Source organism: Bacillus sp. FAU20 (assembly GCF_056033865.1).
Genome location: NZ_JBVYHY010000003.1, coordinates 799,239 through 823,982 on the forward strand (window position 1 = coordinate 799,239; position 24,744 = coordinate 823,982).

26 protein-coding genes are annotated in these 24,744 nt (G+C 37.0%); 25 read left to right on the plus strand and 1 reads right to left on the minus strand.

The genetic code is table 11. From position 1 onward, the window contains the following. Positions 1 to 77: 77 nt before the first annotated feature. The 16 genes from AC0OM3_RS04635 (at position 78) to spoVM (ending at position 15,208) form a co-directional block, all read left to right on the plus strand. Positions 78 to 953 (plus strand): YicC/YloC family endoribonuclease, encoded by an 876-nt coding sequence (locus AC0OM3_RS04635; protein WP_474211125.1) that lies wholly within the window; start codon positions 78 to 80, stop codon positions 951 to 953. Between the two features lie 67 nt (positions 954 to 1,020). Continuing rightward, positions 1,021 to 1,284 (plus strand): extracellular matrix/biofilm regulator RemA, encoded by a 264-nt coding sequence (gene remA, locus AC0OM3_RS04640; protein ID WP_001251456.1) that lies wholly within the window; start codon positions 1,021 to 1,023, stop codon positions 1,282 to 1,284. Positions 1,285 to 1,297: 13 nt separating this feature from the next. After that, positions 1,298 to 1,915, plus strand: coding sequence for a guanylate kinase (gmk, locus tag AC0OM3_RS04645; protein WP_001257741.1), 618 nt, complete (start codon positions 1,298 to 1,300; stop codon positions 1,913 to 1,915). 2 nt (positions 1,916 to 1,917) lie between these two features. Then, positions 1,918 to 2,130, plus strand: coding sequence for a DNA-directed RNA polymerase subunit omega (gene rpoZ, locus AC0OM3_RS04650; protein WP_000933960.1), 213 nt, complete (start codon positions 1,918 to 1,920; stop codon positions 2,128 to 2,130). Positions 2,131 to 2,302: 172 nt separating this feature from the next. Beyond that, on the plus strand, positions 2,303 to 3,508 hold the full coding sequence (gene coaBC, locus AC0OM3_RS04655; RefSeq protein WP_000911760.1) for a bifunctional phosphopantothenoylcysteine decarboxylase/phosphopantothenate--cysteine ligase CoaBC: 1,206 nt from the start codon (positions 2,303 to 2,305) through the stop codon (positions 3,506 to 3,508). Continuing rightward, positions 3,505 to 5,910 (plus strand): primosomal protein N', encoded by a 2,406-nt coding sequence (gene priA, locus AC0OM3_RS04660; RefSeq protein WP_000666710.1) that lies wholly within the window; start codon positions 3,505 to 3,507, stop codon positions 5,908 to 5,910. The genes coaBC and priA overlap by 4 nt, the downstream gene beginning before the upstream one ends. Positions 5,911 to 5,921: 11 nt before the next feature. Then, on the plus strand, positions 5,922 to 6,392 hold the full coding sequence (gene def / locus AC0OM3_RS04665) for a peptide deformylase (protein WP_000279463.1): 471 nt from the start codon (positions 5,922 to 5,924) through the stop codon (positions 6,390 to 6,392). A 23-nt stretch (positions 6,393 to 6,415) separates the two neighbouring features. Next, positions 6,416 to 7,360 carry a methionyl-tRNA formyltransferase gene (gene fmt / locus AC0OM3_RS04670; protein WP_000598806.1) on the plus strand — a complete coding sequence of 315 codons (945 nt, stop codon included), beginning with the start codon at positions 6,416 to 6,418 and terminating at the stop codon, positions 7,358 to 7,360. Continuing rightward, the gene (gene rsmB / locus AC0OM3_RS04675) at positions 7,357 to 8,691 is read left to right on the plus strand and encodes a 16S rRNA (cytosine(967)-C(5))-methyltransferase RsmB (RefSeq protein WP_001249684.1); all 1,335 of its coding nucleotides are present in this window, start codon (positions 7,357 to 7,359) and stop codon (positions 8,689 to 8,691) included. The genes fmt and rsmB overlap by 4 nt, the downstream gene beginning before the upstream one ends. A 4-nt stretch (positions 8,692 to 8,695) precedes the next feature. Further along, a complete protein-coding gene (rlmN, locus tag AC0OM3_RS04680) occupies positions 8,696 to 9,784 on the plus strand; it encodes a dual-specificity RNA methyltransferase RlmN (protein WP_000450541.1) in 1,089 nt (362 codons plus the stop codon). Positions 9,785 to 9,788: 4 nt separating this feature from the next. Then, positions 9,789 to 10,541 (plus strand): Stp1/IreP family PP2C-type Ser/Thr phosphatase, encoded by a 753-nt coding sequence (locus tag AC0OM3_RS04685; protein ID WP_474211126.1) that lies wholly within the window; start codon positions 9,789 to 9,791, stop codon positions 10,539 to 10,541. Between the two features lie 8 nt (positions 10,542 to 10,549). Then, positions 10,550 to 12,523, plus strand: a complete 1,974-nt coding sequence (gene pknB, locus AC0OM3_RS04690; protein ID WP_000904754.1) for a Stk1 family PASTA domain-containing Ser/Thr kinase — start codon at positions 10,550 to 10,552, stop codon at positions 12,521 to 12,523. Between the two features lie 259 nt (positions 12,524 to 12,782). Continuing rightward, on the plus strand, positions 12,783 to 13,664 hold the full coding sequence (gene rsgA / locus AC0OM3_RS04695; RefSeq protein ID WP_001113932.1) for a ribosome small subunit-dependent GTPase A: 882 nt from the start codon (positions 12,783 to 12,785) through the stop codon (positions 13,662 to 13,664). A 2-nt stretch (positions 13,665 to 13,666) separates the two neighbouring features. Then, positions 13,667 to 14,311 (plus strand): ribulose-phosphate 3-epimerase, encoded by a 645-nt coding sequence (gene rpe, locus AC0OM3_RS04700; protein ID WP_000589974.1) that lies wholly within the window; start codon positions 13,667 to 13,669, stop codon positions 14,309 to 14,311. A gap of 69 nt (positions 14,312 to 14,380) precedes the next feature. Continuing rightward, positions 14,381 to 15,061: a thiamine diphosphokinase gene (locus AC0OM3_RS04705; RefSeq protein ID WP_000752664.1), complete on the plus strand. Its 681-nt coding sequence runs from the start codon at positions 14,381 to 14,383 to the stop codon at positions 15,059 to 15,061. 66 nt (positions 15,062 to 15,127) lie between these two features. Beyond that, a complete protein-coding gene (spoVM, locus tag AC0OM3_RS04710; protein ID WP_001213599.1) occupies positions 15,128 to 15,208 on the plus strand; it encodes a stage V sporulation protein SpoVM in 81 nt (26 codons plus the stop codon). Between the two features lie 73 nt (positions 15,209 to 15,281). On the opposite strand, the gene rpmB is transcribed toward spoVM, so the two are convergent. Beyond that, entirely contained in the window at positions 15,282 to 15,470 is a 189-nt protein-coding gene (gene rpmB / locus AC0OM3_RS04715; protein WP_000124776.1) for a 50S ribosomal protein L28, read from the minus strand. 376 nt (positions 15,471 to 15,846) lie between these two features. On the opposite strand from rpmB, the gene AC0OM3_RS04720 reads away from it, so the two are divergent. From AC0OM3_RS04720 to rncS, 9 genes are all read left to right on the plus strand, one after another. Then, positions 15,847 to 16,209, plus strand: coding sequence for an Asp23/Gls24 family envelope stress response protein (locus AC0OM3_RS04720; RefSeq protein WP_000021109.1), 363 nt, complete (start codon positions 15,847 to 15,849; stop codon positions 16,207 to 16,209). A 22-nt stretch (positions 16,210 to 16,231) separates the two neighbouring features. Then, positions 16,232 to 17,908, plus strand: a complete 1,677-nt coding sequence (locus AC0OM3_RS04725; RefSeq protein WP_000027129.1) for a DAK2 domain-containing protein — start codon at positions 16,232 to 16,234, stop codon at positions 17,906 to 17,908. 290 nt (positions 17,909 to 18,198) lie between these two features. Next, a complete protein-coding gene (gene recG, locus AC0OM3_RS04730; RefSeq protein WP_001000812.1) occupies positions 18,199 to 20,247 on the plus strand; it encodes an ATP-dependent DNA helicase RecG in 2,049 nt (682 codons plus the stop codon). A gap of 88 nt (positions 20,248 to 20,335) precedes the next feature. Beyond that, the gene (fapR, locus tag AC0OM3_RS04735) at positions 20,336 to 20,929 is read left to right on the plus strand and encodes a transcription factor FapR (protein ID WP_000747349.1); all 594 of its coding nucleotides are present in this window, start codon (positions 20,336 to 20,338) and stop codon (positions 20,927 to 20,929) included. Continuing rightward, positions 20,926 to 21,918: a phosphate acyltransferase PlsX gene (gene plsX, locus AC0OM3_RS04740; RefSeq protein ID WP_000684100.1), complete on the plus strand. Its 993-nt coding sequence runs from the start codon at positions 20,926 to 20,928 to the stop codon at positions 21,916 to 21,918. The genes fapR and plsX overlap by 4 nt, the downstream gene beginning before the upstream one ends. A 14-nt stretch (positions 21,919 to 21,932) precedes the next feature. Then, a complete protein-coding gene (gene fabD, locus AC0OM3_RS04745) occupies positions 21,933 to 22,877 on the plus strand; it encodes an ACP S-malonyltransferase (RefSeq protein WP_000515904.1) in 945 nt (314 codons plus the stop codon). After that, complete coding sequence (gene fabG / locus AC0OM3_RS04750; protein WP_000911771.1) at positions 22,877 to 23,617, plus strand: 3-oxoacyl-[acyl-carrier-protein] reductase; 741 nt, start codon at positions 22,877 to 22,879, stop codon at positions 23,615 to 23,617. The genes fabD and fabG overlap by 1 nt, the downstream gene beginning before the upstream one ends. A gap of 69 nt (positions 23,618 to 23,686) precedes the next feature. After that, positions 23,687 to 23,920, plus strand: coding sequence for an acyl carrier protein (acpP, locus tag AC0OM3_RS04755; RefSeq protein WP_000786062.1), 234 nt, complete (start codon positions 23,687 to 23,689; stop codon positions 23,918 to 23,920). A gap of 75 nt (positions 23,921 to 23,995) precedes the next feature. Continuing rightward, positions 23,996 to 24,718, plus strand: coding sequence for a ribonuclease III (rncS, locus tag AC0OM3_RS04760; RefSeq protein ID WP_474211221.1), 723 nt, complete (start codon positions 23,996 to 23,998; stop codon positions 24,716 to 24,718). The last annotated feature ends 26 nt before the right edge of the window (positions 24,719 to 24,744 follow it).

A 24,744-nucleotide genomic window follows, 5' to 3' on the forward strand; every position in this document is an offset into this window, starting at 1 on the left:
TAATTTACAGAAGGTAGTAGAGCCTTGTCTCTATTACCTTTTTCATTGAGTTATTTTATGGCTTGGATGTGATAAAAATGATTTCTAGTATGACAGGGTTTGGAAGATCGAAAGTAGAAAGTGATACTTTTCAAATTACAGTAGAAATGAAATCGGTGAACCACCGTTTTTTAGAGATGAGTATTCGACTTCCTAAGCAAATGATGGTATTTGAGGACAAAATTCGTAAAATAATTGCACAGCAAGTTCGACGTGGACGCATTGAAGTGTCTATTAGTATAGCGGGTGAAGGACTTGTTGAAAGAAAATTAAGTGTGAATTGGTCACTTCTTGAGCAGTACCAATCGATGATGGAAGATATAAAAGGGAAATTTCAATTACAAGATTCTATTACACTTCAGCAATTAATGGCAATGCCAGAAGTAACAGCAATTGAAGAAATAGAAAATGTAAATGAACATTTTGAGAACAGTTTATATGAGGCTGTTCGTCAAGCTGCTCATATGTTGAAAACGATGAGAGATGGCGAAGGAGAACGATTACATAAAGATATAGCGTATCGTTTACAAGAGATTAGAAATTGTGTAAATGCAATTATTCCACATGCACCAATTGTTACACAAAAATATCGTGAACGATTAGAAAATCGCTTAAAAGAATTACATAATCAAGATCTAGATGAACAAAGATTGCTAACAGAAGTCGCAATCTTTGCAGAGCGTTGTGATGTTCATGAAGAGTTAGTTCGTTTGCAAAGTCATTTAGAGCAATTTCGTGAAACACTGCAGATTGAAGAGCCTGTTGGAAGGAAAATGGATTTCATCGTGCAAGAGATGCATAGAGAAATTAATACGATTGGTTCTAAGGCAAATGACTTAACAATTTCAAAATATGTTGTAGAAATGAAAAATAACCTTGAAAAAATTCGTGAACAAGTACAAAATATTGAGTAGCTTTCAAAAAATATGTAAAGTTATACGTGGTGGAGAAATCGGATAGACTTACTAGGAGGCGCAAACTATGGCCATGCGGTTTTTAAATATTGGATACGGAAATATTGTATCTGCTCATCGAATTATTGCTATTGTAAGTCCGGAGTCAGCTCCTATTAAACGAACAGTACAGGAAGCACGCGAACATAATGCTTTGCTTGATGCTACGTATGGGAGAAAAACAAGGGCGGTTATTGTTATGGATGATGGGCATGTTGTATTAAGTCCAATTCAACCAGAGACGATTGCACATCGTTTGAATAATAAAGAAGATTTAAGTGAGGAAGGGTAGGTTTTACATATTTATGAGAAGTAGAAGAGGATTGCTCATCGTTCTTTCAGGGCCTTCTGGGGTTGGAAAAGGGACGGTTCGTAAAGAGCTGTTTAGCCATGAGGATACACGTTTTCAGTACTCTATTTCAGTAACGACACGTAAGCCGCGTGAAGGTGAAGTAGATGGTGTGGATTATTTCTTTAAAGAAAGAGAAGAATTCGAGGAAATGATTCGTAATGAAAAATTACTTGAGTGGGCTGAGTTCGTAGGTAATTATTACGGAACACCGATTGACTATGTTGAAAAAACATTACAAGAAGGAAAAGATGTATTCTTAGAAATTGAAGTGCAAGGAGCAATTCAAGTTAAGAAAGCTTTCCCAGAAGGTGTATTTATTTTCTTAGCACCTCCAAGTTTATCTGAACTAAAGAGCCGTATTGTCGGACGTGGTACAGAGACTGAAGATGTTATTGAAAATCGTTTAACTGTAGCGAAAGAAGAAATCGAGATGATGGACGCTTACGACTATGTAGTAGAAAACGATCAAGTTGAATTAGCTTGTGATAGAATTAAAGCCATTGTGGTTGGCGAACATTGCCGCCGCGAAAGGGTAGCAAAATATTATAAAGAAATGACGGAGGGTCTATAATTATGTTAAATCCATCAATTGACTCATTACTACAAAAAATCGATTCTAAGTACACATTAGTAACAGTAGCTGCAAAACGCGCACGTGAAATGCAACTTGCTAATAACTGTGTTGTAGAAAAACCTGTTTCTCATAAATGTGTAGGTAAAGCATTAGAAGAAATCGATGCAGAAGCATTAAGCTACGTACCAAGTGAAGATAAAGTAGCTGAATAAGCCTTTGCCTTCGACAAAATAAAACATAGACTTTATAATTTTCTATGTAACGGTAACAACCTATTTACAAGTAGGTTGTTATTTTTTTACGAAAGGAATGAAATATTGGTACTGACGAGCTGAGAATTCTATTTCAGTATTATAAGTTTGAAAAAGAAAGAGGACGAGTCATATGCTAAAAGGGAAAAAGATACTTCTATGTGTAACAGGAGGCATTGCGGTTTTTAAAGCAGCTGCGTTAACAAGTAAATTGACACAATCTGGCGCGATTGTAAAAGTAATGATGAGTGAGTCGGCAATGAAGTTTGTTACGCCTCTTACATTCCAAGCGCTTTCTCGCCATGATGTATATACGGATACATTTGATGAGAAAGACTCAGCTGTTATCGCTCATATTGATTTAGCAGATTGGGCGGATGTTGTACTTGTCGCACCTGCTACTGCCAATTGTATTGGAAAGTTAGCTAGTGGTATTGCAGATGATATGATTACAACTACTTTGTTAGCTACTACAGCTCCGGTATGGATTGCGCCTGCTATGAATGTGCATATGTATGAAAATAAAATTGTTCAAAAAAATATGATGACATTGAAAACGCTAGGATATACATTTATTGAGCCTGGGGAAGGCTTTTTAGCATGTGGATATGTAGCGAAGGGACGACTAGAAGAACCTGAAGCAATTATTGCACGTTTAGAGGAAGCTTTCTCAGAACACAAACCATTGCAGGGAAAAAGAATATTAATAACTGCTGGCCCGACACGTGAAAAGGTTGATCCAGTTCGCTTTATGACGAATTTTTCTTCTGGAAAAATGGGGTATGCGATTGCGGAAGTGGCAGCGAATTTAGGCGCTGATGTTATACTCATTTCAGGACCGACAGCATTAAATCCACCGTTACATGTAACGACAGTGCAAGTGGAATCTGCACAAGATATGTTAGAAGCAGTTCTTCAACATTATCAAAACGTAGACGTTGTCATTAAAACAGCAGCAGTTGCAGATTATCGGCCGAAATATGTTCATGATAATAAAATGAAAAAGCAAAATGGTGATGCTGTCATTGAACTCGAAAGAACGGTGGATATTTTAAAAACGTTAGGTCAGAAAAAGAATAAACAGTTACTTATCGGTTTTGCTGCTGAAACGACAAATGTAGAGGAATATGCAACGAAAAAATTACGTGAGAAGAATGCAGATATGATTGTCGCGAATGATGTAAAAGCACAAGGAGCAGGATTTGGCACGGATACGAATATTGTAACAATGTATAGAAAAGATGGAAAAGTTATTGAGTTGCCACTTTTAATGAAAAAAGAGGTAGCTCGTGAAATATTGAAGCAAATTGAAATGATGTTAGAAGATGATCGTTTATGAAATTTGCAAGTGTAATTGTTGATGTACCTGCCCGTCAGACAGATCGACCATTTGATTACATTATCCCTAAAAAATGGGAAGATATTGTACAGACAGGAATGCGTGTAGTAGTTCCGTTTGGGCCAAGGAAATTGCAAGGTTTTATTATTGGGATTAAAGATTCGGTGGATGTAGAAAGTAAGAAGTTAAAGACAATCCATGAAATATTAGATGTAACACCGGTTTTAAATGATGAATTATTAAAGCTTGGATATTGGCTTACAAGTGAAACGTTATGCTACATGATTTCAGCTTTTCAAGTGATGCTTCCAACTGCGATAAAAGCAACATATAAAAAACGTCTACAACTTTGTAAACAGGCAGAACTAGCACCTGAAATACTATATTTATTTCAGGATAAAGAAGCAATTGATTTTGAAGTAATCGAGCAACAGCCACATTTATACCGGACTATTCAACAAGAAATTAAAAATGGTACGGTTGAAGTCGTTTATCAAGTGAAAGATAAGGTACAAAAGAAGAAGCAAAGAGTCGTACAACCGGAGTTGCCAGAAGATAAATTAGAATTAGCAGCATTTGAACTAAAAAGTAAAAAACAACAAGATGTACTTTATTATTTTGTGGAAAATTATAAAAGTGCACCGTTGAAAGTAATTACAGAAGAGTTACAAATAACAGATGCTCCAATAAAAGCACTTGTTAAAAAGGGATTCATTTCAGAAAAGTATGTGGAAGTATACCGAAATCCGTATGACGATGATGATTTTGAACAAACGAAACCATTTCCACTTACGGAGGAACAAAAACAAGTTATTACACCGATTTTATCATCAATTACAAATGAAACTTATAATCCATTTTTACTATATGGTGTTACAGGAAGTGGAAAGACAGAAGTATATTTACAATCTATAGCAGCAGTGCTAGAGAAAGGAAAAGAAGCTATCGTTCTTGTTCCTGAAATTGCACTAACGCCCCAAATGGTGGATCGTTTTAAAGGTAGGTTTGGCTCGCAAGTTGCAGTTCTTCATAGTGCGTTGTCTGTTGGAGAAAAGTATGACGAGTGGCGTAAGATTTTAAGAAAAGAAGTGAAAGTTGTAGTTGGTGCGCGTTCAGCTGTTTTTGCGCCTTTTGAGAATTTAGGGATTATTATTATTGATGAAGAGCATGAATCAAGCTACAAACAAGAAGATAATCCGAGGTATCATGCAAGAGATGTAGCTGTCTGGAGAGGGCAATATCATAAATGTCCTATCGTTCTCGGTAGTGCGACACCAACACTTGAATCGTTTGCAAGGGCGAAAAAGGGTGTTTATGAACTATTAACAATGGAAAAACGTATGAATGAACAAGCTTTACCAACGGTAGAGATTGTTGACATGCGAGAAGAACTTCGTGACGGGAATCGATCAATGTTTTCTAAGGCGCTGCATGAAAAAATAGCAGATCGATTAGAAAAGAAAGAACAAATGGTACTCTTTTTAAATAGAAGAGGTCATTCAACATTTGTAATGTGCCGTGATTGTGGATATGTTGTCCAATGTCCGCATTGTGATATTTCATTGACATATCATAAAATGAATCATCGTTTAAAATGTCATTACTGTAGTTACGAAGAGAATATGCCAACTGAGTGTCCAGCTTGTCAAAGTACATACATTCGTTTCTTTGGTACAGGTACACAAAAGGTAGAAGAAGAAATTACAAAACTATTTCCAGAGGCACGAGTCATTCGAATGGATGTAGATACGACAAGTCGAAAAGGAATGCATGAAAAATTATTAAAGGCGTTCGGGGAAGAAAAAGCAGATATATTACTCGGAACACAAATGATTGCTAAAGGATTAGATTTTCCGAAAGTAACGCTCGTTGGGGTTTTAACTGCAGATACGATGCTTCACTTACCTGATTTTCGGGCGAGTGAAAAGACATACCAGTTATTGACTCAAGTAAGCGGACGAGCGGGTAGACATGAATTGCCAGGGGAAGTTGTGATTCAAACGTATACGCCAGAACATTACAGTATAGAGTTAGCGAAGAACCAACAATATGATGTGTTTTTTGATCAAGAAATGCAAATGAGACGAACAAGACAATATCCCCCATATTACTATGTTGTACTCGTAACTGTATCTCATCCTGAATTATTAAAAGCGGTACAAGTGACGGAAAAAATTGCCTCGTATTTACGAACGCATTGCTCACAGCAAACAATGGTGCTAGGACCAGTTGCTTCAGCAATTCCAAGGATAAAAGATAGATATCGTTATCAATGCATGATAAAATACAAACGGGAACCAAACTTAAAGAACGTGCTCAAAATGGTAAATGAACATTATCAAGCAGAAATGCAAAAAGAGCTACAAATCTCAATTGATTTTAATCCAACAATGTTAATGTAGCGGAGGGAAATATGGCAGTTTTAGAAATAGTAAAGCATCCAAATGAAGTGTTAGAAACACCATGCGAAAGAGTAATTAACTTTGATAAAAAGTTAGTGAAATTGTTGAAAGATATGCATGAAACAATGTTAATTGCGGACGGAGTCGGTTTAGCTGCGCCTCAAGTAGGTGTAAGCTTGCAAGTAGCGATTGTTGATGTCGATGATGATACTGGGAAAATCGAGTTAATCAATCCATCAATATTAGAAAAACGTGGTGAACAAGTAGGTCCCGAAGGCTGTTTAAGCTTCCCGGGACTTTATGGTGAAGTAGAACGTGCCGATTATATTAAAGTAAGAGCGCAAAATCGCCGTGGGAAAGTATTCTTATTAGAAGCGGAAGGATTTTTAGCGCGTGCAATTCAACATGAAATCGATCATTTACACGGTGTTTTATTTACATCGAAAGTGACAAGATATTATGAAGAAAACGAACTAGAATAGGTGTTAAAAGGAGCGGTTTTTAAATGATAAAAGTAGTATTTATGGGAACACCGGACTTTTCAGTGCCGGTGCTTCGTCGTCTTATTGAAGATGGCTATGAGGTAGTAGGTGTTGTGACGCAACCTGATCGTCCAGTAGGTAGAAAAAAAGTATTAACCCCTACACCTGTTAAAGTTGAAGCGGAAAAACATGGTATCCCTGTGTTACAGCCGTTAAAAATTCGTGAAAAAGATGAATATGAAAAAGTATTGGCGTTAGAGCCAGATTTAATTGTAACAGCTGCATTTGGTCAGATTGTACCAAATGAAATTTTAGAAGCACCGAAGTATGGATGTATTAATGTCCACGCTTCTTTACTTCCTGAACTTCGTGGTGGTGCACCAATTCATTATGCAATTATGGAAGGTAAAGAAAAAACAGGTATTACAATTATGTATATGGTAGAAAAATTGGATGCTGGTGATATCTTAACGCAAGTGGAAGTGGAAATTGAAGAGCGTGAAACGACAGGCTCATTATTTGATAAATTAAGTGAAGCAGGAGCACACCTTCTATCTAAAACAGTGCCTTTATTAATTCAAGGTAAGTTAGAACCGATTAAACAAAACGAAGAAGAAGTAACGTTTGCGTACAATATAAAACGTGAGCAAGAGAAAATTGATTGGACAAAAACAGGTGAAGAAGTATACAATCACATTCGCGGATTGAATCCATGGCCAGTTGCTTATACAACTTTAGCAGGACAAGTTGTTAAAGTATGGTGGGGAGAAAAAGTACCTGTAACGAAATCAGCTGAAGCAGGTACGATTGTTGCAATCGAAGAAGATGGTTTTGTTGTAGCAACAGGTAATGAAACAGGTGTTAAAATTACCGAATTGCAACCTTCTGGTAAAAAGCGTATGAGTTGTTCACAATTTTTACGTGGAACAAAACCTGAAATTGGAACGAAGTTAGGAGAAAATGCATGAGACAAAATGTTCGTGAATTAGCTCTTGATGGTTTAATTCAAGTAGAAAAAAGTGGTGCATACAGTAACTTACTTTTAAATAATCTAATTGAAAAGAGTACAATTGATAGAAAAGATATTGGTTTATTAACTGAAATTGTATATGGAACGATTCAACGTCGTGACACATTAGATTATTATTTACAGCCTTTTTTAAAAAAGAAGGTTGAGGCGTGGGTAAGAGTATTGCTTCGCTTATCTTTATATCAAATGATTTATTTAGACCGAGTGCCAGAAAGAGCGGCTATTCATGAAGCGGTTGAGATTGCAAAGCGTCGCGGGCATAAGGGGATTGCTGGTATGGTGAACGGTGTATTACGTTCGATTCAGAGAGAAGGTGTACCTTCTGTAGATGAAATCAAGGATCCAGTAGAACGTCTTGCAATTACAACAAGTCATCCAGTTTGGCTTGTCCAAGAGTGGACTTCAGAATATGGTTTAGAAACTGCAGAAAAAATGTGCGAAGTAAACATGTTACCACCTGTACCAACAGCACGTGTGAATGTTGATAAGGTAACGGTAGAAGAAGCGATTGAGTTGTTGGCAAGTGAAGGTATAGAAGCAAAACGTGGTGACTTGTCAGATGATGCAATTCAGATTGAAAGAGGTAATGTAGCACATACAGAAGCATTTAAAAAAGGATTTCTTTCTATTCAAGATGAAAGTTCTATGCTTGTAGCACGTGCTTTAGAACCGAATACGGGAGATGCAGTTCTTGATAGTTGTGCTGCTCCAGGCGGAAAAACAACGCATATCGCCGAACGATTAAAGGGAACTGGTAAGGTCATGTCCCTTGATTTACATGCACACAAAGTACGTTTAATTAAACAGCAAGCAGAGCGACTGGGTCTAGAAAATGTCGAAACTAAAGCGCTAGATGCTAGAAAAGTGCAAGAGCACTTTGCAAATGAAACGTTTGATAAAATATTGGTAGATGCACCGTGTTCTGGATTTGGTGTAATTAGACGTAAACCTGATATTAAGTTAGGAAAAGATAAAGGCGATAGTGAAAGATTATCGACGATTCAAATTGCAATACTAGAAAAAATAGCACCATTATTAAAGCAAGGCGGTCGTCTTGTTTATAGTACGTGTACAATTGAGAAAATAGAAAATGAACAAGTAATAGAGAAGTTTTTACAAGAACATCCTGAATTTGAATGGGATACTACGCTAAAAGAGCGTATGCCAGAAAAATTAACTCCGTATATTGATGAAGGTCAAGTACAAATTTTGCCGCATTATTTTGCAACGGATGGCTTTTATATTGCTTGTTTAAGGAAGAAGGTGTAGCATCATGGAAACGACTGTAAGAAAACAAAAGAAAAATTTAGAAACGAAGAAACCATCAATTTACTCTTTACAACTTCATGAAATGCAAGATTGGTTAAAGGAACAAGGAGAACCGAAGTTCCGTGCTGGACAAATTTTTGACTGGTTATATAAAAAACGTGTAAAAAATTATGAGGATATGTCAAACCTTTCTAAAGGATTGCGTGATAAATTGTCGAATTCCTTTGATATTACTACTTTAAACACGTTAGTAAAACAAACGTCTTCGGATGGAACAATTAAATTCTTATTCCAATTATATGACGGATATTCTATTGAAACGGTATTAATGCGACACGAATATGGAAATTCCATTTGTGTAACAACGCAAGTTGGTTGTCGTATTGGGTGTACGTTCTGTGCTTCGACACTTGGTGGATTAAAGCGAAACCTAGAAGCTGGAGAAATTGTAGCGCAAGTAGTAGAAGTTCAGCGTGCGCTTGATGAAACAGAAGAACGTGTAAGTTCTCTTGTTGTTATGGGAATTGGAGAACCATTTGATAACTACGATAATTTAATGGGATTCTTACGCATCATTAACCATGAAAAAGGACTTCATATTGGTGCGAGACATATGACTGTTTCGACGAGTGGAATTATCCCGAAAATTTATAAGTTTGCTGAAGAAGATCTACAAATTAATTTTGCGATTTCATTGCATGCTCCAAACTCAGAATTACGTTCAAAATTAATGCCGATTAACCGTGCTTATAAATTACCAGATTTAATGGAAGCTATTAAATACTATGTAAATAGAACAGGGCGTCGTATTACTTTTGAATATGGATTATTTGGAGGAGAAAATGACCAAGTAGAGCATGCTGAAGAGCTTGCTGCGCTCTTAAAAGGTGTAAAATGTCATGTGAACTTGATTCCGGTAAACTACGTACCTGAACGTGATTATGTACGTACGCCACGTGAACAAATTTTCTTGTTCGAGAAAACGTTAAAAGATCGTGGAGTGAATGTAACGATTCGCCGTGAACAAGGTCATGATATTGATGCAGCCTGCGGTCAGTTGCGTGCGAAGGAGCGCAAAGAAGAGACGAGGTGACGAGATGAAAGCCGTATTTCTATCGGATAAAGGAAAAGTTCGTCAACATAATGAAGATAGTGCAGGAGTTTTTCACAATTTAGATGGAAATGTATTAGCGGTAGTAGCAGATGGAATGGGAGGTCATCGAGCTGGTGATGTAGCTAGCTCGATGGCCATTCAATTATTCCATGATTATTGGAAGCAAACACATAATATGAATGAGCCGAAAAAAGTAGAACAATGGTTACATACTAGTGTTGGGATTATTAATGAGCGTATATATGAATACGCTCAGCAAAATGCGGAATGTAATGGTATGGGAACAACGCTTATAATAGCTGTTTGTACACCAAACTTTGTGACAATAGGGCATATAGGAGATAGTCGTTGCTATATGGTATCAGAAGGAGAAATGACTCTAGTAACGGAAGATCATTCACTTGTAAATGAGCTTGTGAAACATGGTGAAATTTCGAAGGAAGACGCAGAGTATCATCCGAAAAAGAATGTGTTATTAAGAGCATTAGGAACAGAAGAAAAAGTTGGGTTAGATGTTAAAACGTTGGTGATTGAGGAAGATGATCAATTACTTCTTTGCTCTGATGGGTTATCAAACAAAGTTTCTATTGATGATATGCGACAAATTTTACAGTTAAATGAACAGCTTGAAGGTAAAGGGCAGCAACTCATTCAATTGGCAAATGATCGCGGTGGAGAAGATAATATCACACTTGTTCTTATTGATTATGCGGGTTCGACAAACGAAAGTAGGTGAAGTGCAACGTGCTGATTGGAAAACGCTTAAATGACCGTTATAAGCTGCTGAAAATGATTGGTGGTGGCGGAATGGCCAATGTATATTTAGCTCATGATGATATACTTGGCCGAGATGTAGCGGTAAAAATATTAAGACTCGACTACTCAAATAACGAAGAGTTTATTAAACGTTTCCATCGAGAAGCGCAGTCTGTTACAACGTTGTCGCATCCAAATATTGTGAATATGTATGATGTCGGAGAAGAAGATGGTATATACTATCTTGTCATGGAATATGTACCAGGGCAAACATTGAAGCAATACATAATTGAGCGAGGGATGTTACCTATAGGAGAAGCTCTTGATATTATGGAGCAGTTAACATCCGCTATGGCACATGCCCATCATTTTGAAATTGTGCATCGTGATATAAAGCCGCACAATATTTTAATTCGAGCTGATGGAATAATAAAAGTAACAGATTTTGGAATTGCGACAGCTACAAGTGCGACAACAATTACACATACAAATTCAGTGCTCGGTTCAGTCCATTATTTATCACCAGAACAGGCACGTGGCGGGATAGCAAATAAACAATCAGATATCTATTCTCTGGGGATAGTTATGTTTGAATTGTTAACAGGAAGACAACCGTTTTCTGGCGAATCTGCTGTTGCTATAGCTTTAAAACATTTACAAAGTGAAATCCCATCACCAAAAAGATGGAATGAAAATATTCCGCAAAGTGTTGAAAATATTATATTAAAAGCAACTGCAAAAGATCCGTTCCATCGATATCAATCTGCCAATGCGATGAAGCGAGATATTGAAACTGCGCTATATCCAGAGAGGATAAATGAGCAACCATTTTACATACCAGAAGATATGGAAGCGACGAAAGCGATTCCGATTATTCAACAAGAACAATTATTTGAAAATGTAAGTGATGAAACAATTGTTTTAAAAGGGAGTAAGGTGGAAGAACCGGTAAGAGCAGAAGCAGCTAAGTTAGATAAGAAGAAAAAACGGAGTAACAAGTGGCTTAAAGTTTTAATTTCAACATTTTTATTTTTAGCAATAGGAATAACATTAGCGCTTACGGTTATTCCAGGATTATTTATTCCGAAAGATGTGAAAGTTCCTGATGTGGCTGGTATGAAATACACGACAGCTGTAAATACATTAGTAGAAAAGGGCTTTGAGGTGACGGAGCCTAATATTGTATATACAGATGATGTTGAAGTTGGGGATGTAATAAAAACGGACCCTGTAGCAGGAAGAGTCGTAAAAGAAAACGCTAAAATTACTATCTATCAATCAGGTGGAAAAAAGAAAAGTAAGATGGCGAATTTCACAGGGCAAAACTTTGAGAGTGTAAAAGCTGAGTTAGAAGAAAAATATAAACAAGTTACAGTAAATTATATTGAAAATGATAAGCCGAAAGGTGAAATTGTAGAGCAAATTCCGACGCCTGATCAAATGGTTATAGAAGCGGAGCAAGAACTGAAAATCTGGGTAAGTAAAGGTCCTTATCAAATTAGACCAGGTGACTTTTCGGGGTGGACTGAAAATAGTGTAACTGGTTATTTGAATGAGAGAAAACTAACGTCAGATATAAAACGAGAGTATTCAGATACAGTCGAAAAAGGACTTGTAATTTCGCAATTTCCAAAACCAGGTACACCATTAAAAGAGGGAGATAAAGTAACTATTATTATCTCTGATGGTCAAAAACCTAAAGTGACTAAAACGGTAAAAGTGGACAATATCTCTATCCTATATGAGCCTGCTGTAACAGGTGAAAAAAAACCGCAAACAATAGAAATTTATAAAGAAGACATGCAGCAAAAAATGGATAGACCGGTTGAAACGAGAACAATTACTGAATCAGCGACTATTTCTTTAGAATTTGTAATTCAAGAAGGTTCAAAGGGACACTATAAAATTGTACGAGATGGAATAACGATTATTGATAAAGAAGTACCATATCCAACTCAATAATAGTGAAAGTCTACTTATTATTATTATTATTATTATTGCCTGTTATGCTGTCTACAAAGTGGACGGTATAGCAGGCAAAAATATATGATTCAAAAAGCTAGTAAAGTGATGCAGCTGTAAATATTTTTTTGCATTTAATGGGAAATTTAATGTATATTAGCGAAAGTATATATGGTAGGTTTTGAAATCTTTATTTGGAAAAATTAAATCCATTCATTTTTAAATTCAGCATCACCTTATACAAAAAAAGGAGAATTCTATGCCAGAAGGAAAAATTATAAAAGCTTTAAGTGGGTTTTATTACGTGCAGCATGAAGAAGGGGTTACGCAATGTCGTGGGCGAGGTGTATTTAGAAAAAATAAAATTACACCACTTGTAGGAGACCAAGTTGTTTTTCAGGCAGATAATCCAACTGAAGGTTATGTGCTTGAAGTGTTTGATCGGAAAAATGAACTTGTTAGACCTCCTATTGCTAATGTCGATCAAGCGATCCTTGTGTTCTCTGCAGTAGAACCAGATTTTAACCCTGGACTGTTAGATCGATTTTTAGTGCTGATTGAATATCATAACATTAAGCCAATTATTTGTATTAGCAAGATGGATTTAGTAGATGAAAAGATGAAAGCAACTGTTGAAGCTTATGCGAATGATTATCGTGAGATGGGTTATGATGTTTTATTTACTTCTATTAATACGTCAGAAAGTATTGATATATTAAAACCATACTTAGAAAATTGTGTTTCTGTCGTTGCGGGTCAATCTGGTGTCGGGAAATCTTCAATGCTTAATGTGCTACGTCCAGAATTAGAGCTGAAAACAAATGATATTTCCTCCCATTTAGGACGCGGGAAGCATACGACAAGACACGTAGAATTAATTGCAATTGGGAGTGGGCTAGTAGCAGATACACCGGGTTTTAGTTCACTAGATTTCATTGATATAGAAGTAGAAGATCTTACATATTGTTTTCCAGAGTTGAAAGAAGCGAGCCAATACTGTAAATTTAGAGGGTGTACACATCTTTCTGAACCGAAATGTGCGGTGAAAGCTGCGGTTGAAGAAGGGAAGATTACAGAATATCGCTATAAGAACTATAAACAATTCGTAGAAGAAATTAGAGAGAGAAAGCCGAGGTATTAGTTATGATTAAAATTGCACCATCGATTTTATCAGCAGATTTTTCAAAATTAGGGGAAGAGATTAAAGATGTAGAAAAGGGCGGAGCGGATTACATTCACGTTGACGTAATGGATGGACATTTCGTACCAAATATTACGATTGGACCGTTAATTGTAGAAGCAATCCGTCCGATTACATCATTACCATTAGATGTACATTTAATGATTGAAAATCCTGATAACTATATCCCGACTTTCGCACAAGCGGGAGCGGATATTATTACTGTTCACGTAGAGGCGTGTCCGCATCTACATCGTACAATTCAGTTAATTAAATCTCATGGCATTAAAGCAGGTGTTGTATTAAATCCACATACGCCAGTTTCAGTGATTGAGCATGTATTAGAAGATATAGATATGGTATTACTTATGACAGTAAACCCTGGATTTGGTGGACAGAAGTTTATCCATTCTGTATTACCGAAAATTAAACAAGTTGCAGACATGGTGAAAGAGCGCAATCTAGAAGTAGAAATTGAAGTTGATGGTGGTGTAAATGCTGAAACAGCAAGACTTTGTGTGGAAGCGGGAGCAAATGTACTTGTAGCTGGGTCAGCAGTATACAATCAAAAAGACCGCGGTGAAGCAATTCGCGTAATTCGTGGGTAGTGATGAACTTTTATCCTAGTAAGGTATTTATAGGATAGGGTAAAAATACGTAAAAAGGCAATCTACCGAATGGCAGATTGCCTTTTTACAATGGAAGGGGAAGAAAAAATGATTATTCATATTTTGGCAGGAGGACCTTCGGAATATTGCGCAGATTTTGCTCGATATGAGAATGAGGAAGTAGTATGGGCAGCGGTTGATAGGGGAGTATACCGTCTATTAAAGAAAGGGATTACACCGGCTGTTGCGTTTGGAGATTACGATTCAGTTACTGAAGAAGAATTAGTATGGATGGGACAGCAAACGAACGAATTACATATTGTTCCGCGAGAAAAAGATCAAACGGATTTAGAAATTGCAATCAACTGGGCATTAGAACAGAAGCCGGCACTAATTCGTATTTTTGGTGCTACCGGTGGAAGGCTTGATCACGGTTTGGCAAATATACAGATGCTTTTAAAAGGATTAGAAGTAGAGATAGAAATGTGTATTGTGGACAATAAAAATGAAATAACAGTTAAAAAAGTGGGTACACATATAATTGAAGAAAATAAAAATTTTCCTTATGTATCTTTTGTACCAGTTACTGAAATAGTGGAAGGGATTACATTGTTTGGTTTTAAGTACCCTCTTACTAATAAAACAATAGAGTGGGGATCAACACTTTGTATTAGTAACGAACTCGTTGAGGAAAAAGGTACTTTTTCATTTACTTCTGGCATATTAATGTTGATAAGAAGCACTGATTGAAGAAACAATTTTGCTCCTTACATCATATAGTGACCAAGTGGAGTAATGGGGATTAGGAGGGAAACCATGAGATTTTATACAATTAAGTTACCTAAATTTCTTGGTGGAATAGTTCGTGCAATGTTAAATACCTTTAAAAAAGATTAAAAAAAGCACCTATCACCGGTGCTTTTTCCATTGTTATAGTAAAAAAAGAGCCTATTGGCTCTTTTTTTTATTATTAAACACGTTCGATTTTGCCAGATTTTAATGCTCTAGCAGAAACGTAAACACGTTGAACTTTTCCGTCGATGCGTACGCGAACTTTTTGAAGGTTAGCGCCCCACTTACGTTTTGTAGCGTTCATTGCGTGAGAACGAGAGTTACCAGAACGAGCTTTTCTTCCAGTAATAGCACAAACACGAGCCATTTATATTTCCCTCCCTTGATACCTTACCATACGTAATTTTTCAATGTTAGTCTTTTATGCGATGCTAAAAACACTACTATAATTTAACACAACTAAAAAGAGAATGCAACACCGTAGAAAAAAGAAATCAAGAAAATTTACTTGACACTATATGTCAATGAAGAAAAGTTGAAATCCATAAAAATTGCTTGACATATTATAGTGGTACATGTTGTATAATAACAATGGACTATTTTGCTCATCATAAAAAAGTGTAATTTAAAACATAAAATATGAGAGTGAAAAGAAAGAACGATGGAATTTTCTTTAAAAAGATTATATGATAGTAACTAAAGTAGTCTAGCTCACTTTCACCATTTATGAAGGGGGAAACGAGATGTCAATTGAAATTAAAACGAAGTACGGTCAAATTGATATTAGTACAGATGTAATTGCAACAATTGCTGGAGGTGCCGCGGTAGATTGCTACGGTATCGTAGGTATGGCATCAAAAAATCAGTTAAAAGATGGATTAACAGACATTTTACGAAAAGAAAACTTTACTAGAGGTGTTATTGTTCGTAAAGATGAAGATGAAGTACATATTGATATGTATATTATTGTGAGCTATGGTACGAAAATTTCAGAAGTGGCACATAATGTGCAGACGAAAGTGAAATATACATTAGATCAAACTGTAGGACTAGCAGTAGATTCTGTAAACATCTACGTACAAGGAGTTAAAGTAATAAACTTGTAATGTGCATTAAGGAGGAAAATCTGTGTCAATTCAAAAAATTGATGGAAAACGTTTATCACAAATGATCATGCAAGGAGCGAATAATTTAACAAACAATGTTCAGCTTGTTGATGCATTAAACGTATTTCCAGTTCCAGATGGCGATACCGGTACAAACATGAACTTATCTATGACTTCAGGTGCGCGTGAAGTGAAAGCAAACCCTTCACAGCATGCTGGTAAAGTCGGCGTAAGTTTAGCCAAAGGATTATTAATGGGAGCTCGTGGTAACTCTGGAGTTATTTTATCTCAGTTGTTCCGTGGTTTCTCTAAATCCATTGAACAAAAAGAAGAATTAACAACAGTTGATTTTGCTGCAGCACTAGAAGCTGGAGTAGAGGCGGCTTATAAAGCGGTTATGAAACCGATTGAAGGAACGATTTTAACGGTTGCAAGAGAAACGGGTAAATATGCAGTAACAGTTGCGAAAAAACAGCGCGACTTTGTTTTGTTTATGGAAGACGTTGTGAAAGAAGCAAACGCATCGTTAAATCGTACGCCAGATTTATTACCTGTATTAAAACAAGTTGGCGTTGTAGATAGCGGTGGTAAAGGTCTTGTAGTGGTATACGAAGGATTTTTAGCTGACTTAAAAGGAGAAACGATTTCTTCTGATGCACCGACGCAACCATCTATGAATGAAATGGTACGCGCAGAACATCACCGTAGTGTACAAAGCCAATTGAGTACAGAAGATATTAAGTATGGATATTGTACGGAGTTCATGGTGAAATTAGAGGCTGAAAAGGTGAAAGAGCATAATTTCTCTGAACAAAAATTCCGTGAAGATATTAGTGTATATGGTGATTCTCTACTAGTTGTGTCTGATGATGAAATTGTAAAAGTTCATATCCATGCAGAACATCCTGGAGACGCTATGAACTACGGACAAAAATACGGTAGTTTAATTAAGATTAAAGTAGAAAATATGCGTGAACAGCATACTGCTTTATTAGATGAACCTACTATGGTTCCTGAACAACCAGCTCAATCGAAAGAAAAACAACCATATGGTATCGTAACTGTAGCTATGGGGTCTGGTATTAAAACTTTATTTGAGAGCATCGGTGCAACGAAAGTTATCGAAGGTGGTCAAACGATGAATCCAAGTACGGAGGATATCGTGAAGGCAATTGAAGAAGCAAATGCTGAAAAAATCATTATTTTACCGAATAACGGAAATATTGTAATGGCAGCAGAACAAGCGGCATCAGTTGTAGATCAAGAAGTTATTGTTGTTCGTTCGAAAACAGTTCCTCAAGGTATGGCAGCAATGTTAGCATTTAACCCAGTTGGAACGTTAGAAGAGAATGAAGAAAATATGCAAGAAGCTTTATCTCATGTGAAAACAGGTCAAATTACGTATGCTGTACGTGATACGGAAATTGATGGTGTAGCAATTCAAAAAGATGACTTCATGTGTATTGCAGATGGGAAAATTGTATCTACAAATGCTGAAAAAGTAGGAGCTGCGAAGCAATTACTAGAAGCGCTTATTGATGAAGATTCTGAAATCGTAACGATTCTACAAGGTGAGGATGCAACTGACGAAGAAGTAGCAGAGTTAGTTGAATTTGTAGAAGAGAAATTTGAAGATGCAGAAGTAGAAGTGCATGCTGGAAACCAACCAGTGTATTCTTTCATCTTCTCTGTAGAATAAGATAAGATTCGTTTTGAAAATAAATGGATTACTTACTTGCTAATGGATAAGAAGTAGTAATATGAAGTTTATTACTAGTTTTTATTCAAAAGGCTAGCATATTGAAGAGAGAAAAGAGCCTTGCTGCTAATAGTGAGGCTCTTTTTTACTTGTTTTATATAAGGGATTTGAGTAGTTTCTCTTAGAATGCCTATGATAGAATATATAAGGTGAAAGAGAGCGATTACAGATGCTAATTGGTACTCAAATAAAATGCAATAAAGAAAATAATGTGACGGGGTGTGAGAATCTTGAATGATGTTGTACAAGTTCCTGTTACGGATGTAAAGGGGATCGGAGGAGAAACATCTGAGTTACTACATGAGATGGGTATTTATACAGTTTCTCATCTATTAGAACATTTTCCGTACCGTTATGAAGATTATGCGATGAAAGATCTTGCTGAAGTAAAGCATGATGAACGTGTAACGGTTGAAGGAAAGATTCATAGTGCTCCTTTGCTGCAATATTATGGTAAGAAGAAATCGCGTTTAACAGTTCGTGTTCTCGTCGGTCGTTATTTAATTACGGCGGTATGTTTTAATAGGCCTTACTATAAGCAAAAATTAAAGTTAGATGAAACGGTAACGATTACTGGTAAATGGGATCAACATCGTCAAACAATTGCTGTATCAGAACTTCATTTTGGGCCGGTTGTACGTCAACAAGAAGTGGAACCTGTTTATTCAGTAAAGGGGAAACTTACAGTAAAACAGATGCGTCGTTTTATTGCTCAAGCGTTAAAGGAATATGGAGATTCTATAGTCGAAGTGTTACCGGATGGTTTGTTAGGGCGATATAAATTATTACCAAGATATGAAGCGCTTAGGGCATTGCATTTTCCGGTAGGACAGGAAGATTTGAAGCAAGCGCGTCGCCGTTTTGTATATGAAGAATTTTTCTTATTTCAGCTGAAAATGCAAACGCTCCGGAAAATGGAGAGGGAAAATTCAAAAGGGACCAAGAAAGAGATTCCGTCAGTAGAATTACAAGAATTTATCGATGCACTGCCGTTTCCATTAACGGGTGCACAGCGCCGAGTTGTAGATGAAATTTTGAAAGATATGACATCTCCTTATCGGATGAACCGACTATTGCAAGGTGACGTTGGTTCTGGGAAAACGGTTGTTGCTGCGATTGGCCTTTATGCATCGAAATTAGCTCATTATCAAGGTGCTTTAATGGTTCCTACAGAAATTTTAGCTGAGCAACATTATCAGTCGCTTGCTGAAACGTTTTCGCATTTTGGTATTAAGGTGGAACTGTTAACAAGTTCTGTTAAAGGTGCGAGACGTCGAGAAATTTTAGCGAAGTTAGAACAAGGAGAAATAGATATTCTTGTTGGAACGCATGCCTTAATTCAAGATGAAGTTATATTTCATAGGTTGGGTCTCGTTATTACAGATGAACAGCATCGATTTGGTGTAGCGCAGCGCCGAGTTTTACGGGAGAAAGGTGAAAGTCCAGATGTATTATTTATGACAGCGACACCAATTCCGCGTACGCTTGCGATTACTGCATTTGGAGAGATGGATGTTTCGATAATCGATGAGATGCCAGCAGGTAGAAAGGTGATTGAAACATATTGGGCAAAACATGATATGTTAGATCGCGTTCTCGGTTTTGTTGAAAAGGAGATAAAAAAAGGAAGACAGGCATACGTTATTTGTCCTCTAATTGAAGAATCTGAGAAACTTGATGTGCAAAATGCTATCGACTTACATAGTATGCTGACGCATCATTACCAAGGGAAATGCCAAGTTGGATTGATGCATGGGAGATTATCGTCTCAGGAAAAAGAAGAGATAATGGGACAGTTTAGTGAAAATAAAGTGCAAATTCTTGTATCGACAACAGTTGTTGAAGTAGGTGTGAACGTACCGAATGCGACTGTAATGGTTATTTATGATGCAGAACGTTTCGGTTTATCGCAGCTTCATCAGCTTAGAGGGCGTGTCGGCCGTGGTAGTGAACAATCATATTGTTTATTAATAGCAGACCCTAAATCAGAAACAGGGAAAGAAAGAATGCGCATAATGACTGAAACAAATGATGGATTTGTATTGTCAGAAAAAGATTTAGAATTACGAGGTCCTGGAGATTTCTTTGGGAGTAAGCAAAGTGGCTTACCAGAATTTAAGGTTGCTGACATGGTACATGATTATCGAGCGTTAGAAACAGCAAGGCAAGATGCGGCGATACTAGTAGATTCAGAAGCGTTTTGGCACAATGATCAGTACGCTGCCTTGCGTACGTATCTTGATGGGACAGGTGTGTTCCAAGGAGAGAAGCTCGATTAAAGGGAGTCAACAAAAGTTTTTGTTGCATTCTACTTTTAATGATTATATACTACTGTTAGTACCTAGTCATAAAAATGGATGGTGCGGTATGAAAAAAAGAAGAAGTAAAAAAGAAAGACAAGAGTTATTACAACAAACAATCGAATCAAATCCTTTTATTACGGATGAAGATTTAGCGGAAAAATTTCAAGTGAGTATACAAACAGTACGACTTGATCGTATGGAATTGTCTATTCCTGAATTAAGAGAGAGAATTAAACATGTAGCTACAAAGCAACATGAAGAAGATGTGAAATCTTTACCGTTAGAAGAGGTTGTTGGAGAAATTATTGATATTGAATTAGATAGACATGCAATCTCTATCTTTGAAGTAAAGGTAGAACATGTATTTAAAAGAAATCAAATTGCCCGTGGGCATCATCTGTTTGCGCAAGCAAACTCACTAGCTGTTGCGGTTATTGATGAAGAATTAGCTTTAACTGCAAAGTCTACCATTCGATACATTCGCCCTGTAAAATTAGGGGAGCGTGTTGTTGCAAAAGCGCGCGTTGAAGATGTAGAGAATGATAAGGGACGGACGGTTGTCAAAGTGCGTAGCTTCGTTGGAGAAGAACTTGTTTTTACAGGCACTTTTGAAATGTATCGATCTAGTAATTATAGTGAGGAAGGTAACAACTTATGAAAATCGCAATAGATGCAATGGGCGGAGATCACGCTCCAAAGGCTGTAGTATTAGGGGCAATGAAAGCTATTAAGGAATATTCTGATTTACATATTACGTTAGTAGGGAAAGAAGAGGAAATTCGTCAATACTTAACGAGTGATGAACGAATTACTATTCTTCATACAGACGAAAAAATAGAATCAACGGAGGAACCGGTAAGAGCGGTTCGTCGAAAAAAACAAGCTTCAATGGTGCTTGCGGCACAACAAGTAAAGGATGGAGAAGCAGACGCTTGTATATCCGCAGGTAGTACAGGAGCTTTAATGGCAGCTGGATTATTTGTAGTCGGTCGTATGGAAGGAATTGAGCGACCAGCTTTATCGCCTACAATGCCAACTGTAGATGGAAAAGGTTTTGTTATGTTAGATGTTGGAGCAAATGTTGATGCAAAACCAATTCATTTATATCAATATGCAGTAATGGGATCTGTTTATGCTGAGAAGGTAAGAGGAATTGAAAATCCTCGCGTTGGACTATTAAACGTTGGAACAGAGGATGGAAAAGGAAACGAGCTTTCAAAGCAAGTGTTTGCAATGCTTAAAGATGCGCCAATTAATTTCGTTGGGAACGTTGAATCAAGAGATTTATTGCAAGGTGTAGCAGATGTTGTTGTATGTGATGGTTTTACAGGGAATGTAGCGTTGAAATCATTAGAGGGAACAGCACTTGCGCTATTCTCTATGTTGAAAGAACAACTAATGAGTTCGTTTACGAGTAAATTAGCAGCGGCGGTATTAAAACCAAAACTTATGGTATTAAAAGATAAAATGGATTATTCGGAGTATGGAGGAGCTGCATTATTTGGATTGAAAGCACCTGTCATTAAGGCTCACGGTTCTTCTAATGACCAGTCGATATTTAGTGCGATTCGTCAAACGAGAGAAATGGTAGCGAAAGAAGTAATTCCTACGATTTCAAGCGTAATGGAGAAAGAGTCACTCCAATAAGAGGAGGATTTGAAATGGGAAAAATAGCATTTCTTTTTCCGGGCCAAGGTTCACAGGCAGTTGGAATGGGTAAACAATTAGCAGAGAATAATAAAGAGGTTGCAAAAGTGTTTGCAAAAGCAGATGAGGTGTTGCAAGATTCACTTTCAGAAGTGATTTTTGAAGGACCGCAGGAAAAGCTTACATTAACAACAAATGCGCAGCCTGCATTATTAACAACGAGTTTTGCTATTTTGACAGCTTTGAAAGAGTATGACATTACACCTGACTTTGTCGCTGGTCATAGTTTAGGCGAATATAGCGCTCTTGTAGCAGCTGGTGCATTAACTTTTGAAGATGCTGTATATGCTGTAAGGAAACGCGGGGAATATATGGAAGAAGCTGTTCCGGGTGGGGAAGGCGCAATGGCAGCTATATTAGGTGCTGATCCACATATGCTGAAACAAGTTACAGAAGAAGTAACAAGTGAAGGATATGCAGTGCAAATCGCTAATATGAATAGTACGAAGCAAATTGTAATTTCTGGAACGAAGCAAGGCGTAGAGGTTGCCTCTCAAAGAGCGAAAGAAAATGGTGCAAAGAGAGCGATTCCACTAAAAGTAAGTGGGCCATTCCATTCTTCACTTATGAAGCCGGCAGCTGAGAAGTTCCAAAGTGTTTTAAATGAAATTACAATTCATGACACGAATATTCCTGTTATTGCAAATGTTACGGCGGAAGTTATTACACGTGGTGCAGACATTCAAGAAAAGTTAATCGAACAGCTTTATTCGCCTGTATTATGGTACCCGTCTATTGAATATATGGTGAACCAGGGAGTAGATATATTTATTGAAATTGGACCTGGAAAAGTACTTGCTGGACTTATGAAGTCAATTGATTCATCAGTAAAAGCATATGCGATATACGATGAAGAGACATTAAAAGATACCATTTCAAATTTGAGAGGAGAAAACTGATGTTAAAAGGGAAGGTAGCATTAGTAACTGGCGCTTCACGTGGAATTGGTCGCGCGATTGCGATCGATTTAGCGAAACAAGGGGCAAATGTAGTAGTAAATTATGCTGGTAATGAACAAAAAGCAAATGAAGTAGTAGATGAAATTAAAAAATTAGGTTCTGATGCAATTGCGGTAAGAGCAGATGTTGCAAATGCTGATGATGTTACAGATATGGTGAAACAAACAGTAGATACATTTGGACAAGTTGATATTCTTGTAAATAATGCTGGTGTAACGAAAGATAATTTATTAATGCGTATGAAAGAAGAAGAATGGGATACAGTTATTAATACAAACTTAAAAGGTGTATTCTTATGTACAAAAGCAGTATCTCGTTATATGATGCGTCAACGTCATGGTAGAATTATAAATATCGCTTCTGTTGTTGGTGTTATAGGAAACCCAGGACAAGCTAACTATGTTGCTGCTAAAGCGGGTGTTATTGGATTAACAAAAACATCTGCAAAAGAGTTAGCAAGTCGAAATATTACAGTGAATGCAATTGCGCCGGGCTTTATTGCGACTGATATGACGGATGTACTAGATGAGAATATTAAAGCCGAAATGTTAAAAGTTATTCCAGCTGCTCAATTTGGTGAAGCGAAAGATATAGCGAATGCTGTAACGTTTTTTGCTTCTGATCAAAGCAAATATGTTACAGGTCAAACGTTAAATGTTGATGGCGGTATGGTAATGTAATAAAAGAATTGATTTCACCTAGTTTTTTTGGTCAATATTTAATATAATATTTGAGGGGAGGTGAATGGAATGGCAGATGTTTTAGAGCGCGTAACAAAAATCATCGTTGATCGTTTAGGAGTAGAAGAGACTGAGGTAGTACCAGCTGCAAGCTTCAAGGAAGATTTAGGAGCAGACTCCCTAGATGTAGTAGAACTTGTAATGCAATTAGAAGATGAATTCGAAATGGAAATTTCTGATGAAGATGCTGAAAAGATTGCTACTGTTGGCGATGCTGTGACTTACATAGAGAGTCATCTATAATGCTTAAGTGAAGTCCCGTTTTTTAGCGGGGCTTTCTCGGCTTATATCTGGAGGGACCTATGCCGTACCGAAAATATAGAGAAAAAAAAATACGAAACAAAATATCGTGAAGCATTTAAAGTGTTTCAAGAAAAGATAGGTATTACGTTTACGGATGAAAAATTATTGATTCAAGCATTTACGCATTCATCGTATGTGAATGAGCATCGAAAAAAACCGCATGAAGATAATGAGCGTCTTGAATTTCTTGGAGATGCAGTATTGGAACTGACTGTATCGCAGTATCTGTTTCAAAAATATCCGACAATGAGCGAAGGAGAGTTAACAAAACTACGTGCAGCTATTGTATGTGAGCCATCTCTTGTTCGTTTTGCGAACGAATTGTCATTTGGTAGCCTTGTTTTATTAGGAAAAGGTGAAGAAATGACAGGTGGACGTGAACGACCAGCTTTATTAGCGGATGTCTTTGAAGCGTTTATTGGTGCCCTTTATCTTGATCAAGGGCTAGAAACAGTTTGGGAATTCTTAAAAGAAATTGTATATCCGAAAATTAATGAGGGTGCTTTTTCTCATGTGATGGATTATAAGAGTCAGTTGCAAGAATTGATTCAGCGTGATGGCAGTGGCAATGTTGAGTATCAAATTTTGCAAGAAAAAGGACCAGCTCACAATCGAGAATTTGTGTCACGTGTTACGTTAAATAACGTAGCTTTAGGTCTTGGTAGTGGTAAGTCAAAAAAAGAAGCAGAGCAACAAGCTGCTGCAGAAGCATTGAAAAAATTAAAAGAACAACTATAAGGAATCCCCCTTTGAATGAGGGGGAT

What these genes read in the sequence shown, in the direction of transcription:
- rpoZ (WP_000933960.1), top strand. Translation starts at nt 1,918, where the DNA reads ATGTTAAATCCATCAATTGACTCATTACTACAAAAAATCGATTCTAAG.
- rpmB (WP_000124776.1), bottom strand. Translation starts at nt 15,470, where the DNA reads ATGGCTCGTGTTTGTGCTATTACTGGAAGAAAAGCTCGTTCTGGTAAC.
- rlmN (WP_000450541.1), top strand. Translation starts at nt 8,696, where the DNA reads ATGGAAACGACTGTAAGAAAACAAAAGAAAAATTTAGAAACGAAGAAA.
- rsgA (WP_001113932.1), top strand. Translation starts at nt 12,783, where the DNA reads ATGCCAGAAGGAAAAATTATAAAAGCTTTAAGTGGGTTTTATTACGTG.
- AC0OM3_RS04685 (WP_474211126.1), top strand. Translation starts at nt 9,789, where the DNA reads ATGAAAGCCGTATTTCTATCGGATAAAGGAAAAGTTCGTCAACATAAT.
- fabD (WP_000515904.1), top strand. Translation starts at nt 21,933, where the DNA reads ATGGGAAAAATAGCATTTCTTTTTCCGGGCCAAGGTTCACAGGCAGTT.
- AC0OM3_RS04635 (WP_474211125.1), top strand. Translation starts at nt 78, where the DNA reads ATGATTTCTAGTATGACAGGGTTTGGAAGATCGAAAGTAGAAAGTGAT.
- AC0OM3_RS04705 (WP_000752664.1), top strand. Translation starts at nt 14,381, where the DNA reads ATGGCAGATTGCCTTTTTACAATGGAAGGGGAAGAAAAAATGATTATT.
- priA (WP_000666710.1), top strand. Translation starts at nt 3,505, where the DNA reads ATGAAATTTGCAAGTGTAATTGTTGATGTACCTGCCCGTCAGACAGAT.
- rsmB (WP_001249684.1), top strand. Translation starts at nt 7,357, where the DNA reads ATGAGACAAAATGTTCGTGAATTAGCTCTTGATGGTTTAATTCAAGTA.
- AC0OM3_RS04720 (WP_000021109.1), top strand. Translation starts at nt 15,847, where the DNA reads ATGTCAATTGAAATTAAAACGAAGTACGGTCAAATTGATATTAGTACA.
- plsX (WP_000684100.1), top strand. Translation starts at nt 20,926, where the DNA reads ATGAAAATCGCAATAGATGCAATGGGCGGAGATCACGCTCCAAAGGCT.
- fapR (WP_000747349.1), top strand. Translation starts at nt 20,336, where the DNA reads ATGAAAAAAAGAAGAAGTAAAAAAGAAAGACAAGAGTTATTACAACAA.
- rpe (WP_000589974.1), top strand. Translation starts at nt 13,667, where the DNA reads ATGATTAAAATTGCACCATCGATTTTATCAGCAGATTTTTCAAAATTA.
- acpP (WP_000786062.1), top strand. Translation starts at nt 23,687, where the DNA reads ATGGCAGATGTTTTAGAGCGCGTAACAAAAATCATCGTTGATCGTTTA.
- fabG (WP_000911771.1), top strand. Translation starts at nt 22,877, where the DNA reads ATGTTAAAAGGGAAGGTAGCATTAGTAACTGGCGCTTCACGTGGAATT.
- def (WP_000279463.1), top strand. Translation starts at nt 5,922, where the DNA reads ATGGCAGTTTTAGAAATAGTAAAGCATCCAAATGAAGTGTTAGAAACA.
- coaBC (WP_000911760.1), top strand. Translation starts at nt 2,303, where the DNA reads ATGCTAAAAGGGAAAAAGATACTTCTATGTGTAACAGGAGGCATTGCG.
- remA (WP_001251456.1), top strand. Translation starts at nt 1,021, where the DNA reads ATGGCCATGCGGTTTTTAAATATTGGATACGGAAATATTGTATCTGCT.
- spoVM (WP_001213599.1), top strand. Translation starts at nt 15,128, where the DNA reads ATGAGATTTTATACAATTAAGTTACCTAAATTTCTTGGTGGAATAGTT.
- gmk (WP_001257741.1), top strand. Translation starts at nt 1,298, where the DNA reads ATGAGAAGTAGAAGAGGATTGCTCATCGTTCTTTCAGGGCCTTCTGGG.
- fmt (WP_000598806.1), top strand. Translation starts at nt 6,416, where the DNA reads ATGATAAAAGTAGTATTTATGGGAACACCGGACTTTTCAGTGCCGGTG.